This window comes from Mycobacterium sp. 852002-51961_SCH5331710 (assembly GCF_001665535.1).
Lineage (GTDB): Bacteria > Actinomycetota > Actinomycetes > Mycobacteriales > Mycobacteriaceae > Mycobacterium.
Window position 1 is genome coordinate 23,276 of the sequence record NZ_LZSQ01000019.1, and the last position, 13,510, is coordinate 36,785.

General features: G+C 66.8%; 13 protein-coding genes. 5 read left to right on the forward strand and 8 right to left on the reverse strand.

Features of this window, described 5'->3' with window-relative positions:
- The first annotated feature begins 20 nt into the window (after positions 1-20).
- Positions 21-1,496, forward strand: a complete 1,476-nt coding sequence (locus A5752_RS03065) for a flavin-containing monooxygenase (protein ID WP_067081897.1) — start codon at positions 21-23, stop codon at positions 1,494-1,496.
- A 7-nt stretch (positions 1,497-1,503) separates the two neighbouring features.
- On the opposite strand, the gene A5752_RS03070 is transcribed toward A5752_RS03065, so the two are convergent.
- Together A5752_RS03070 and A5752_RS03075 are read right to left on the reverse strand one after the other, a co-directional pair.
- Positions 1,504-2,616: an Rv3169 family protein gene (locus A5752_RS03070; protein ID WP_067081900.1), complete on the reverse strand. Its 1,113-nt coding sequence runs from the start codon at positions 2,614-2,616 to the stop codon at positions 1,504-1,506.
- Positions 2,616-3,749, reverse strand: a complete 1,134-nt coding sequence (locus A5752_RS03075; RefSeq protein ID WP_067081903.1) for a phosphotransferase family protein — start codon at positions 3,747-3,749, stop codon at positions 2,616-2,618. The genes A5752_RS03070 and A5752_RS03075 overlap by 1 nt, the downstream gene beginning before the upstream one ends.
- 43 nt (positions 3,750-3,792) lie before the next feature.
- Here A5752_RS03075 and A5752_RS03080 point away from each other — a divergent pair, with 43 nt between their 5' ends.
- Positions 3,793-4,395 carry a TetR/AcrR family transcriptional regulator gene (locus tag A5752_RS03080; protein WP_067081906.1) on the forward strand — a complete coding sequence of 201 codons (603 nt, stop codon included), beginning with the start codon at positions 3,793-3,795 and terminating at the stop codon, positions 4,393-4,395.
- A 151-nt stretch (positions 4,396-4,546) separates the two neighbouring features.
- On the opposite strand, the gene A5752_RS03085 is transcribed toward A5752_RS03080, so the two are convergent.
- Positions 4,547-5,320 (reverse strand): enoyl-CoA hydratase, encoded by a 774-nt coding sequence (locus tag A5752_RS03085; RefSeq protein ID WP_067081909.1) that lies wholly within the window; start codon positions 5,318-5,320, stop codon positions 4,547-4,549.
- A gap of 75 nt (positions 5,321-5,395) precedes the next feature.
- On the opposite strand from A5752_RS03085, the gene A5752_RS03090 reads away from it, so the two are divergent.
- Genes A5752_RS03090 through A5752_RS03095 form a run of 3 tightly spaced genes read left to right on the forward strand, consistent with a single transcriptional unit; the run spans position 5,396 to position 7,436 of the window.
- Positions 5,396-6,469, forward strand: a complete 1,074-nt coding sequence (locus A5752_RS03090) for an FAD-dependent oxidoreductase (protein ID WP_502686621.1) — start codon at positions 5,396-5,398, stop codon at positions 6,467-6,469.
- Complete coding sequence (locus tag A5752_RS28255; RefSeq protein WP_502686623.1) at positions 6,469-6,834, forward strand: aromatic-ring hydroxylase C-terminal domain-containing protein; 366 nt, start codon at positions 6,469-6,471, stop codon at positions 6,832-6,834. The genes A5752_RS03090 and A5752_RS28255 overlap by 1 nt, the downstream gene beginning before the upstream one ends.
- On the forward strand, positions 6,831-7,436 hold the full coding sequence (locus A5752_RS03095) for a TetR/AcrR family transcriptional regulator (protein WP_067081912.1): 606 nt from the start codon (positions 6,831-6,833) through the stop codon (positions 7,434-7,436). The genes A5752_RS28255 and A5752_RS03095 overlap by 4 nt, the downstream gene beginning before the upstream one ends.
- Here the strand turns inward: A5752_RS03095 and nuoN are convergent.
- Genes nuoN through A5752_RS03120 form a run of 5 tightly spaced genes read right to left on the reverse strand, consistent with a single transcriptional unit; the run spans position 7,433 to position 13,508 of the window.
- The gene (gene nuoN, locus A5752_RS03100) at positions 7,433-9,007 is read right to left on the reverse strand and encodes an NADH-quinone oxidoreductase subunit NuoN (RefSeq protein WP_067081915.1); all 1,575 of its coding nucleotides are present in this window, start codon (positions 9,005-9,007) and stop codon (positions 7,433-7,435) included. The genes A5752_RS03095 and nuoN overlap by 4 nt on opposite strands.
- On the reverse strand, positions 9,004-10,572 hold the full coding sequence (locus A5752_RS03105) for an NADH-quinone oxidoreductase subunit M (RefSeq protein WP_067081918.1): 1,569 nt from the start codon (positions 10,570-10,572) through the stop codon (positions 9,004-9,006). The genes nuoN and A5752_RS03105 overlap by 4 nt, the downstream gene beginning before the upstream one ends.
- Entirely contained in the window at positions 10,566-12,446 is a 1,881-nt protein-coding gene (gene nuoL, locus A5752_RS03110; protein WP_067081920.1) for an NADH-quinone oxidoreductase subunit L, read from the reverse strand. Before nuoL ends, A5752_RS03105 begins: the two co-directional genes overlap by 7 nt.
- A 7-nt stretch (positions 12,447-12,453) precedes the next feature.
- Complete coding sequence (gene nuoK / locus A5752_RS03115; protein WP_067081923.1) at positions 12,454-12,753, reverse strand: NADH-quinone oxidoreductase subunit NuoK; 300 nt, start codon at positions 12,751-12,753, stop codon at positions 12,454-12,456.
- Complete coding sequence (locus A5752_RS03120) at positions 12,750-13,508, reverse strand: NADH-quinone oxidoreductase subunit J (protein ID WP_502686640.1); 759 nt, start codon at positions 13,506-13,508, stop codon at positions 12,750-12,752. The genes nuoK and A5752_RS03120 overlap by 4 nt, the downstream gene beginning before the upstream one ends.
- Positions 13,509-13,510: the final 2 nt, after the last annotated feature.

Consider the following 13,510-nt stretch of genomic DNA (forward strand, 5'->3'; position numbering starts at 1 on the left):
GGGACCAAAGGAGGTTGCGGATGAGTCGCGATGAGTATTCCGACGTGCTGATCATCGGGGCGGGCATATCGGGAATCGGCGCGGCCTACCGCCTGCAGGAGAAGAACCCGGGCGCGACCTACAAGGTCCTCGAGCGGCGGGCGCGGATCGGCGGCACGTGGGATCTGCACCGCTATCCGGGCATCCGCTCCGACAGCGACATCTTCACGTTGAGCTATCCGTTCGAGCCGTGGACCCGACCGGAGAACGTGGCCGACGGTCCCGACATCCGCGACTACCTGGTGCAGACCGCGCGCAAGCACGGCATCGACGAACACATCCGGTACAACACCCATGTGCTGTCCGCGGACTGGGATTCGTCCACCGATACGTGGTCGGTGCACGCCGAAGAGGACGGGACGCCCGTCACGTATCGCAGCCGCTTCCTGTTCTTCGGCACGGGTTACTACAACTACGACGAGCCCTACCGACCGGACTTCCCGGGTCTCGAGGAGTTCAGCGGTGAGGTGGTACACCCGCAGCACTGGCCGGAATCGCTGGACTACGCGGGCAAGCGGCTGCTGGTGATTGGCAGCGGCGCAACGGCGGTCAGCATGATCCCGTCGCTGACCGAGACGGCCGGCCACGTGACGATGCTGCAGCGCTCGCCGACCTACATGCTGTCGGGTCCGCGGGTCAATCCTATTGTGCAGGCGCTGCGCAAGGTGCTGCCCGGCCGGGCGGGCTACTGGGGCGCACGCATCTACAACACGATCTTCACGGTGTTCATCTACGCGTTCGCCAAGGCAGCGCCGAAGCTCAGCAGGCGCTACATCCGGAACTACGCAAAGCGCAACCTGCCCAAGGATTATCCGGTCGACGTGCATTTCAAGCCGCGGTACGACCCGTGGGATCAACGGCTGTGCGCTATGCTCGACAACGACTTCTACGATGCGATCAACACCGGGCGCCTCGATGTGGTGACCGACCAGATCGACCACATCGATTCGACGGGCGTCGTGTTGCGGTCGGGTCAGCGGATCGACGCCGACATCATCATCACCGCGACCGGGATTCAGCTCCAGGCGCTCGGCGGGGTGCTCATCAGCATCGACGGTGAAGAGGTCAAACCGCAGGACCGCTTCGTCTACAAGGAGCACATGCTCGAGGACGTGCCGAACCTGGCCTGGTGCGTGGGCTACATCAACGCCTCGTGGACGTTGCGCGCCGATCTGACCGCCCGCGCGTTCGCAAAGCTGGTCTCCTACATGGACTCTCACGGATACACCCACGCCTACCCGCATCTGGGCGACAAACCGATGGCCGAGAAGCCGGCGTGGAACATCAACGCCGGCTACGTGCAGCGTGCCGCGCACGTGCTACCGAAGTCGGGTACGCACCGGCCGTGGAACGTCCGGCACAACTATGTGCTCGACGCGATCGATCGCCGCCTCGACCGGATCGAGGAGTCGATGGTGTTCGGTCGGGCTCCGGTTGCGGTGACGCCGGTCGCCTGAAATCGCGTCAGTCGGCGACGGTCAGCCAGTCCTTGAACCCCGAGGGGTCGTGCCGGCCGAGCGCGCCGTGTTCGAAAAGGCCCCAGCCCTCGCTGGTCTTGCCGCCCTCGGTGCATTCGGCGCGGCCGACGTGGTCGATCACGCCGAACATGCTGCGGCCGTTGACCGCCGGATCGCTCATGTCGTAGGTGAGGCGTTCGCTGAACTTATCGCCCTTCCAGACGCCGTGCAGCCAGTCCGAGTCGCCGCCGTATCCGCCGCCGATGTGGATTGGAACCCCCAACTTGGACTCGACCTCGAACACCACCGGAGAGCCGTCGGGGGTGGTCGCTTCGATGGTGGCGCCGTAGGGGATTCGCGTTCCGGAAGTGTAGTGGATCTTCACCCGCGGCCAGCCGAGCTGTTCGACGCGGCCGTCGCGCCAGATCCGGGTGCAGTCGTTGAGGCTGCGGAATCCGCTGGGATCCTCCTGAATGATCATCACGATCGCGAAGTCGTCGAACGCCATCGGCACGTACAGCCACCACATTCCCTCGAACGGCGGATGGGCGGGCCTGCCCGCGGGTTCGGGTTCCCCGATGGGGCGGATACCCCACGACCGGTCGCGGCTCCCGATCCACACCGACGGGTCCACGGTGATCTCCTCACCGTCGATCGCGATGACGCCGCTCCACGTGCCGACCTGCGCGAAACGCTGCGCGTCCAACGTGATTCGCGTCCCCGTGCGCAGAATGTGGCGCTGTTCCTGCACGACGTCGAAGAGGCCGTTCCAGGTGAGGTCGACGGCGATGCCCTCGGTCTCCTCGAGCACGATGCGCAGTTTGTGCAGCGGTTCGGTGACCTCGACGCGGTAGCCCAGCACGTGCTGGTTGAGCCGGTCGGAGTCGATGCCGTCGGACAGATGCACCGCAGTCTGCGTGCTGCCGCGGCGCACCAGCACGAACGCGTCCTTCACGCCCAGGTTCGGGTAATACCCGATGCCGGTGATCAAGAAGATGTCACCGCTGCGGTCATGGGCGTTGAAGTAGGACCGGTCGTAGAAGTTGCGGTCGGAACTCCCCGGCCACGCGATCGGCTGCGGGATCTGGTGGATCGGGAATTCGTCGGTGGGGCCGAGCATCAGGCGTCATCTCCAATGAGTCGTTTCAGCAGTGCGCCGTGGTAGAACAGCGATTCGACGTCGTCTGGCTGTTCGATCTCACCGAAGCGCACCCGCCGCGCGCTGGTGCGCATGAACACGCACGCCCAGATCACGCCGGAGTAGACGTAGAACCAGTGCAGGTCACCGAGTTCGACGCCGGTGAGCGCCGCGTAGGTCTGCTTGACGTCCTCCTCGCGCATGAAATCGGGCAGCCCCGGCAGCCCGGCCAGGCCCGCCAGTTCCTGGAACACGTTGTGCGCGAAGATCATCCACGCCGCATCCATCTCGCGCGGTCCGAGGGTCGCCATCTCCCAGTCGAGGACGGCGACCGGCTGGTAACCGGAGTACAGCACGTTGCCCACGCGGGAGTCGCCCCAGACCAGGACCGGATCGTTGGCCGCGGCATCGGCGGGCCAGTTGGCCTCGAGCCAGTCCAGCGCGCGTTCCACCAGTGACGAGCGACCGATGTCCGGGACGGCGAACCGATACCAGTCCTGTAGCCAATTGAGGTTGCGCCGCAGCGCATTGCGATCGGATCCGTTGTCGAGGAAGCCGAACACCTTCTCTGGCTCCGGGATCGAGTGCAGCTTGGCGATCACGCCGACGGTGGCGTCCTGCAACTCGCGCCGCTGTTCGGCGGGGGAGTCGGAGAACCAGTTGCCGCCGAAGGTGTAGGGCATGACGTCGGGTGGCACCCGGCCGTCGACGTAGTCCATCAGGAAGAACGGCGTCCCGAGCACGTCGCCGCTGTTCTCCAGCCACCGCACCTGCGGCACCGGAACATCGGTCTTCTCCTGCACCAACCGGATCACGTCGAATTGGTGATCCATCCGGTACGACGAGAACACCGGGACGTCCTCGGTGGTCGGCGCGACCCGCGCCACCCACTTCTGTTCCTGCGGCTGCCCGTCGGCGGTCCATCGCCCGGTGAGGATGATGGTCTCCGACGACATCCCGTTGGCGTCGACACCGCTTTCCACGGTGATCTCCGGGGCCGCCCCGCCGGGCAGGACGGTCGACAACCACCGCGACATCACGCCGGGCAGGGAGCTGAGATCGCGACTCGAGTGTTCTAGGCGGCTGACATCTTCGACAGCCGGTTCATTGGCCACAAGCTCTTCTTTCGACGGTAATTACGATACGGTGGGTAGCGTTATGAAACCAGACGCGTCATCGGTTGACAAGGCCCCGGGCGCCGGGCGACCCCGTGACCCACGCATTGACGCTGCCATATTGCGCGCCACCGCGGATCTGCTTGCGGAGATCGGTTATTCGAATCTGACGATCGCCGCGGTGGCCGAGCGGGCGGGCACCACCAAGACCGCGCTGTACCGCCGGTGGTCCAGTAAGGCCGAGCTCGTGCACGAGGCGGCGTTCCCCGCCGCGCCGACTGCGATCGCCACGCCGCCGGGGGATATCGCCGCCGACATCCGCGCCATGCTGGCCGCCACTCGCGACGTGTTCTCGACCCCGGTGGTGCGCGCGGCGCTGCCCGGCCTGATCGCCGATATGGTCGCCGACGCCGAGCTCAATGTGCGCGTGATGGACCGTTTCACCGGGGTGTTCGCGGCCGTCCGCAATCGGCTGGCCGACGCGGTTCAGCGCGGCGAGGTCTATTCCGACGTCGACCCGGACCGGCTGGTCGAGGTGATCGGCGGCGCGACCCTGCTGCGGATGCTGCTGCGACCGGGCGAGCCGCTCGGCGACGACTGGGTCGAGCAGACCACCGCGATCGTGGTCCACGGCGTCGTCGCGTAACTCTGTTAACCCCTTCTTGCGCGAGCGTGCGTGTTTGCACACGACACGCCGCGCCGAAGCAACACCTCGCGCACGCTCGGCGCCCGCGAGCGTGCGCGAAATGCTGTGGATCACCCGCGTGCCGTCTACAGACACGCACGCTCGCGGAAACTCAGGTCTCGATCTGGCTCTTGTTGCGCTCCGAGATCGCGCGGAACCGGTCGCCGAGCCCGTCGAAATCGCGGTGCTGGGCGTACGCGATCTTCTCCTCGGCGGCCAGCGCGGGGCCGATCACCGCGACGGCGCCGGTCATGTAGATCTCCTTCAAGCTGCGCATGACGGACGACGGCACCTCGGCGATCTGCGTGGCCAGCTCGACGGCCCGGTCGAGCAACCGGTCATGGGCGACGACCTCGGTGACCAGTCCGATGCGTTCGGCGCGGGCCGCGTCGACCACCTCGCCGGTCATCGAGAGCCGGCGGGCCATGGCCAGCCCGACCACCTGCGGGAGCCGCGCGGTCATGCCGCCACCGGGCAGAATGCCGACCCGGGCGTGCGTGTCGGCGAAGACGGCCCGCTCCGAGGCGATCAGGAAATCGCAGCCGAGCGCCATCTCCAGGCCACCGGTGAAGGTCGCGCCGTTTATGGCGGCGACGATCGGCGTGCGCATATTGCCCGTCGCGGTGATACAACTCTGCGACCGGAACTCCTCGAAATAGCCGAGCCCATCACGTTGGGCCTCCTTGAGGTCGACACCCGCGCAGAACGCCGGGTCGGCGCCGGTGAGGACGACGGCGTTGACGGACTCATCTGCGTCGGCCTCGGTGAGCGCGGTGTACGTGGCCTTGATCAGTCCGCGGCTCAGCGCGTTTCGGGCCTCCGGGCGGTTCAGGGTCAGCACCCGTACCGGGCCACGGTCGTCGACGAGCACGAGCGAGTCGGTCATGGAAATCGAATCTAGCCTGTGGTCGGTCCATCGCCTAGATTGATTACGAAACGGCACCGTAACGAAAGAAGGATGATGGCTTCTGACGTTCTCGTCGTGGGCGCTGGGCCGACGGGCCTCGCAGCCGCATGTTCCCTGCTGATGCAGGGGGCCCGGGTCCGCGTCATCGACGGAGCGGCCGCGCCCGCCACCACCTCGCGTGCCAACTTCCTGCACGCACGCGGTTCTGAGGTGCTCGACCGTCTCGGTGCGCTCGGCGACCTTCCCGAGCGATCGGTGCGGGCCATGAGTATCCTGACCTACCTCGGTGACGAGCCGATCATGCGAATCCGCTTCGGCGACCCCGGGATGCACACCGCTGCGCCGCCGATGGTGATCTCCCAGGCGGAGGTCGAGTCCACACTACGCGACCGACTCAACGAACTGGGCGGTGAAATCAACTGGGGCACAGAGTTGGTCGGGCTCCGCCAAGGTAGTGGCCAGGTCACGGCCGTCACCGCCGACGGTGACGACATCACCGCCGACTGGGTGATCGGCTGCGATGGCGCCGGTAGCGCCACCCGCCGCGCGGCGGGCATCGACTTTCCCGGGGTGCGCCTGACCGAACGCTTCCTGCTCGCCGACCTTCGCATCGGATGGGATCTCGACCGATCGGGCACGACCGGCTGGATACATCCCGACGGCATGCTCGGGGCGATGCCGATGCCCGGCGGAGCGTGGCGCATCATCGCGTACGACCCGCGGTCAGGTCCCGAAAAGCCCTCGCAGGACGAGATTCTCACGCGCTTGAAGCGGATCATTCCGGAGCGCACGGGCCGCGTTGCTCCCATCGAGCGGGCCGACTGGCTGTCGATGTTCAGTGTGCACCGCCGTCTGGCGACGACGTACCGGCGCGGACGGGTGCTGATCGCAGGCGACGCGGCGCACACGCATGCGCCGTTCGGCGGGCAGGGCATGCTGACGGGCCTGGGAGACGCCGAGAACCTGGCCTGGAAGCTCGCGCTTGTGACGGCGGGCATCGCCGACGAACGGCTGCTGGACACGTATGAGTCCGAACGACGTCCGCTCGCCACCGAGGTGCTGCCAGAGTCAATGTGGCGCAGAGCAGGATCGGCCGATTCGTTCGCGATCGTCTGGTCGTACCGATGATGAGCCTGTCCGCTGTGCAACGCTGGGTGACCTACCGGACATCGCAGTTGTGGGTGTCCTACCGTCGTGGTCCCTTGGCGGATCGCTCGCTGCGGGTATCCGGAGTGCGCCCGGGCGATCGGGTGCCCGACCTCGCCGCCGGGGGAGAACTGGGCGGGCGCTGGGGGTTCGTGGGGGCCGACGAGGATCTGAGAAACATCGCGACCGAGCGCCTCGGACCGGACCGGATCACGGTCCTCGATCGCCGCGGGGGCGGCGATGCGATGCTGGTCCGCCCGGACGGCCACCTCGCCTGGCGCGGGCGTCGACCGGAAACGTTGCGCCGCTGGCTGACCCGTGCACTGACGACGGGATGTGCGCGATGACGGCACCGGCCAGGGGCCGGCCGCGTAGCAAGGAGCTGGACAACGCGATCATGCGCGCGGCGCTCGACATGTTCATCGAACGCGGCATCGCGGGTGTGAGCATCGAGCAGGTGGCCAAACGCGCCGGCGTGGGCAAGCCGACCGTCTACCGCCGGTGGTCGACGAAGGAGCAACTCGTCGCCGACGCCATCGAGTCGCACGTCAGCACCGACATCCAGTGGCCGACACACGAGCAGATCGCCGTCAGCGCTCCTCAGGATCTGGTGCGGCGCAACATCGCCGGCGCCGCTCGCGCCGCGACCGATCCTCGTTTCCGTGCGTTGATCGCGCAGATCTACGGGTCTGCCGTCACGCATCCGAGGCTGATGCAGACGTACTGGGACCGATACATCCGGCCCCGTCGCGACCTCGCCGTCGCCTTGCTCGAGCGGGCGCAGCGGGACGGTTCGGTCGACGGCGACGCCGACCTGGAGGTTCTCGTCGACATGTTGGCCGGCGCGGTGACCTACCGACTGCTGCAACCGAACCCGCCGACAGAGCGGCAGATGCGTCGCTATCTCGAGGCCGCCTACCGTCAGGTCGGTCTGCTGCCTCGGGCCTAACGCAGGAACTGGTTGGCGCTGTCGGCCAGATCCAGAAGCGGTTGCGGTAGCGCGCCCAACGCGAACGTCACCGCCGCGGTCACCGTCACCACCGTCGTGCTGAGCGCGCTCGGCACCACCACGGTCGGTGCGTCCTCGGGCGGATCGGTGAAGAACATCAAAACGATCACGCGGACGTAGAAGTACGCGGCGATCGCGCTCGCGATCACGCCGACGATCACCAACGGGATCGCACCGCCTTCACCCGCGGCCTTGAACACCGCGAACTTGCTGACGAAGCCACTGGTCAGGGGGATACCGGCGAACGCGAGCAAGAAGAGCGAAAACACGATCCCCACAATGGGATAGCGGCGTCCCAGTCCCGCCCACCGCGCCATCGCGGTATCTTCCTCGCCGTTGCGGTCGCGCACCAGGCCGACGACCGCGAAGGCGCCGACCGTGCTGAAGCCGTAGGCGAACAGATAGAACAGCGTCGACGAGAGTCCCGCCTCGTTGGCCGCGATCAGGCCGGTGAGGATGAAACCGGTATGGGCCACCGCGGAATACGCCAACATCCGCTTGACGTCCACCTGAGTCACCGCGGTGACGGTGCCGACCACCATCGTCAGGATGGCGATCGCCCACAGCACCGGGCGCCAGTCCTCGTGCAGACCCGGCACCGCGACGTAGAACACCCGCAGCATCGCGCCGAATGCGGCGATCTTCGTCGCCGCCGCCATGAACGCCGTGATTGACGTCGGTGCACCCTGATACACGTCGGGTATCCACGAGTGGAACGGCACTGCGCCGATCTTGAACAGCACACCGACGAGCAACAGGGCGGTGCCGATCAGCGCCAGCGACGTCTTACCCGATCCGGCGGCGACGGCTTCGGAGATACCGACCAGATCCAGCGTCCCGGCGTATCCGTACAGCATCGCCACGCCGTAGAGGAAGAACGCCGACGAAAAGGCGCCCAGCAGGAAGTATTTCAGCGCCGCCTCTTGGGACAGCAGACGACGCCTGCGCGCCAGCCCGCACAGCAGATACAGCGGCAGCGACAGGACTTCCAGCGCGATGAACATGGTCAGCAGGTCGTCAGACGCGGGGAACAGCAGCATTCCGCCGACGGCGAACATCGTCAGCGGGAAGACCTCGGTCTGGATCACTCCGGACTTGGTGGCCAGTTGTTCGGCGACGCTTCCGGGTGTGGCCGATGCCTGCGGGGTGAACCCGTCGAGTCCGCGGCGCACCCCGGCACCGACCTCCGCGCCGACTTGCCGCTCGGCTATCAGCAGGACGCCGAGGACGCCGACGAGCAGGATCGTGCCCTGCAAGAACAACGCCGGTGTGTCGATGACGACGGCCCCCATGACCGCCGAGCGGCCAACGGCGCCATGCAGACTCCGCGCGAGCACCACCACGGACACCAGGGCGGCCGCCAACCCGCCGAAGCAGAGCACCAGCTGGCTGGCATACCGATGCTGTCGCGGGAGGAACGCCTCGACGAGCACCCCGGCGATGGCGACCCCGAAGATGATCAGTAACGGGCAGATCAGTCCGTATTCGACGGTGGGCGGGGTGAGGGTCATGGTCTCGGCCCTTCCGCGAGTCTCGGTGCGGGATCAGGTTGATCGATCGTGGTCAGGGTGTGGTCGACCGCGGGATTGATGACATCCAGCGCGGGTTTCGGATACACCCCCAGCACGAGCAGCAGCGCGATCAACGGGGCGACAACGACGAGTTCGCGCGGCACCAGGTCGCGCACCCGCTCGTTGCCCTCGGTGACGGCTCCGGTCATCATCCGCTGGTACATCCAGAGGATGTAGATCGCCGAGAGCACGAGCGCCGTGGACGCGAACACCGCCAGCACGGGGTACCGCGTGAATGTGCCGATGAGCACCAGGAATTCGCTGATGAACGGCGCCAGGCCCGGTAGCGACAACGTCGCCAGGCCTGCCACCAGGAAGGTACCCGCCATCACCGGCGCCACCTTCTGCACGCCGCCGAATGCGCGGATCACGCGGGTGCCCCTGCGCGACACCAGGAATCCGGCGATCAGGAACAGCGCGGCCGTCGACAGGCCGTGGTTGATCATGTACAGCGTCGACCCGGACTGGCCCTGGCTGGTCATCACGAAGATGCCCAGGATGATGAACCCGAAGTGGGAGATCGACGTGTAGGCGATCAAGCGCATCACGTCGGTCTGACCGATCGCGAGGATCGCACCGTAAACGATGCCGATCACCGCGAGGGTGACCACCAGCGGCTGGAAATACATTGACGCATCGGGGAACAACTGCAGGCAGTAGCGCAGCATCCCGAATGTCCCGACCTTGTCCATGACGGCCATCATCAGCACCGCGCTGGCCGGGGTGGCCTCGACGGCGGCGTCGGGCAGCCACCGGTGGAAGGGCCACAGCGGTGCTTTGACCGCGAAGGCGAACATGAACCCGAGGAACAGCAGGTTCATCACGGCAGGGTTGACGGCGAACGCGCCGCTCGACACCGCGGCCACGATCTCGCGGAAGTCGAACGTCCCCGCGCCGAACGCGTCGCTCGAGGCCGTCACGACGTACAGCCCGATCACCGCGGCCAGCATGATCAGGCCACCGAACAGGTTGTACAGCAGGAACTTCACCGCGGCCTTGCCGCGGTTCTCGCCGCCGAAGCCGCCGATGAGGAAGTACATCGGGATCAGCATCGCCTCGAAGAACACGTAGAACAGCAGGATGTCCAGCGACACCAGCGACATCAGGACCATGCCCTCGACGGCCAGCGTCAACGCCAGGTAGGTCTGCACCGACCGCCCGCGCAGTCCGGTTTGGGCGTCGGCGTCGTTCCAGCCGGCGATGATCAGCAGCGGCACCAACACGGCGGTGAGCACGACGATCGCGAGCGCGATTCCGTCGACGCCGAGGATGTAGCCGGTGCCGAACGACGGGATCCACCGGTGGTTTTCGACGAACTGGTACTGCTCGCCGCCCGGTTGGAAGTCGAGCGCCAGGACGGCGGTGATCGCCAGCACGGCGATCGAGATCGCCAACGCGAACCACTTGGCCAGCACCCGCTGGCCGGCGGGCAGGAGGATCACCAGCGCGGCGCCGACGGTCGGCGTCGCCCAGAGCACCGTGAGCCAGGGGAAGTTGTTCACCAGAGTTGCACCGCCAGGATCGCCGCGACCACCAGAACCGCACCGGAAAGCATCGAAAGGGCATACGAGCGTGCGTAACCCGTCTGCACGCGCCGCAGGCCCGAAGACAACCGGGCCACCAGCCCGGCGAGGCCGCTGGCCGCGCCGTCGACCGCTTCGTCGTCGATCTCGACGAGCCCGCGGGTCAGCAGTTGGCCGGGCCGCATGAGCGCCGCCTCGTTGAACGCGTCGCCGTACAGATCCCGGCGCGCGGCTACGGTGAGCGCCGATCCGGCCGGGACCTCGTCGGGCACCGGCTTGGTGGCGTACATCCGGTAGGCGATGAGGATGCCCACCGCCACCACGGCCAGGATCACCGTCGTCACCACCCAGACCGGTGCGACGTGGTGCACCTCATGCGCGCCGACCACCGGCTCGAGCCAGTGTTCGAGCGTGCCGCCGATCGCGAACGCCGCACCCGACCCGACGGAGCCGATGGCCAACAGGATCATCGGCCAGGTCATCACCGCGGGCGCCTCGTGCGGGTGCGCATCTGGCGCCCAGCGCTTCTCGCCGAAGAACGTCATCAGCATCACCCGGGTCATGTAGAACGCCGTGATGCCGGCGCCGAGGATCGCCGCGCCGCCCAGGATGATTCCCTTGGCGCCGCCTGCGCCGAGCGCCGCTTCGATGATCCCGTCCTTGGAGAAGAAGCCGGCCAGCGGCGGCACCCCGATGATCGCGAGGTAGCCCAGACCGAAGGTGGCGAACGTGATCGGCAGCGCCTTGCGCAGGCCACCGTAGCGGCGCATGTTCACTTCGTCGTCCATCGCGTGCATCACCGAACCGGCGCCCAGGAACAACCCGGCCTTGAAGAAGCCGTGTGTGAGCAGGTGCATGATCGCGAACGCATAGCCGACCGGTCCGAGCCCGGCGGCCAGCACCATGTAGCCGATCTGCGACATCGTCGACGCCGCAAGCGCTTTCTTGATGTCGTCCTTCGCGCAGCCGATGATCGCACCGAACAGCAGCGTGACCGCGCCGACGATGACGACGCCGAGCTGCGCGTTGGGTGCGAGGTCGAACACCGGGCCGGACCGCACGATGAGGTACACACCCGCGGTGACCATGGTGGCGGCGTGAATCAGCGCGGACACCGGCGTCGGGCCCTCCATGGCGTCGCCCAGCCAGGACTGCAGCGGCACCTGCGCGGACTTACCGCACGCGGCGAGCAGCAGCAGCAATCCGATCGCGGTCAGCACGCCCTCACTCGCGGTCGGGGCGGCGGCGAAAACGCCCGCATAGGAGATGTTTCCGATATAGGCGAACATCACCATCAGCGCGATGGCCAGGCCCATGTCGCCGACGCGGTTGACGACGAACGCCTTCTTGGCCGCGGTCGCCGCCGACGGTTTGTGCGCCCAGAAACCGATCAACAGGTACGAGGCCAGGCCGACGCCCTCCCAGCCGACGTAGAGGCCGAGATAGTTGTCGGCGAGCACGAGGAGCAACATCGCCGACAGGAACAGGTTCAGGTACGCGAAAAACCGTCGCCGCCCGGGGTCTTCGGCCATGTAGCCGATCGAGTAGATGTGGATCAGCGAGCCGACCCCGGTGATCAGCAGCACGAAGCACATCGACAGCTGGTCGAGTTGCATCCCGAAGTCGACCTGCAGCCCGCCGACCGGGACCCAGGAGAACAGCGCCTCGTGAACGGCGCGGTGTTCGGAGTCTCTGCCCAGCATGTCGACGAAGAGCAGCGCGCCCACCACGAACGAGCCGATGGCGGCGGCACAGCCCAGCAGGTGGCCCCAGGCGTCGGTCCGACGTCCGCCGAGGAGCAGGATCGCCGCGCCGGCCAACGGCAGCGCGATGGTCAGCCAAACTGGAATCGTCATCGCGCCTCTAGTTCTTCAGCAGGCTGGCGTCGTCGACCGAGGCCGACTGGCGGGCACGGAAGATGCTCATGATGATCGCGAGGCCGACCACCACCTCGCACGCGGCGACCACCATGGTGAAGAACGCGACCACTTGGCCGTTGAGGTGTCCGTGCATGCGGGAGAACGAGACGAACGCGAGGTTCGCCGCGTTCAGCATCAGCTCGACGCACATGAACATCACGATGGCGTTGCGGCGCAACAGCACTCCGGACGCGCCGATCGTGAACAACAGCGCCGACAGATAGAGATAGTTGTCGGGATTCACTCCCCGCCTCCTCTGCCGTTCGTGACGGTGACCGTCCGCTTCTGCAGGATGGGGCTGACCGACAGGTCCGACCCCGAACCGTCGGGCAACCGGGCGGCGATGTCGACGGCGTTGTTGCGCGCGAACACACCCGGATTCGGCAGCGTCGTCGGGTAGCCGCCCGGCTTGAACCGTTCTTCGGCGAGTTCGCGTTGGGTCTTGCGGCGCTCGAAGCGTTCCCGATGCGCCAGCACCATCGCGCCGAGCGCGGCGGTGATCAGCAGCGCGCTGGTCAACTCGAACGCCCACAGGTAGCGCACGAAGATCAGCGCCGCCAACCCTTCGACGTTGCCGCCGGCATTGGCCTGTGCCAGCCCGGTGAACCCGCCGGCCGACACGTTGCCGATGCCCGCGATGAGCAGGATCCCGAAGCCGACACCGATGACGATGGCCGCGACCCGTTGCCCGCGAATCGTTTCCACGAGCGAGTCCGAGGAGTCGACACCGATCAGCATCAGCACGAACAAGAACAGCATCATGACGGCGCCGGTGTAGACCACCACCTGCACGACACCGAGGAACAGCGCACCCTGGGCGATGTAGAACACCGCCAGCACGATCATCGTCGTGGCCAGAAACATCGCCGAGTACACGGCTTTCGGCGCGGAGATCACCCCGAGCGCGCCGAGCACCGCGACGGTGCCCAGCACCCAGAACAGCACGGCTTCGGTGGTCGTGGTGTGCCCGGGGGTGTCCGCGGCCACCGCCGCGAGCAGGT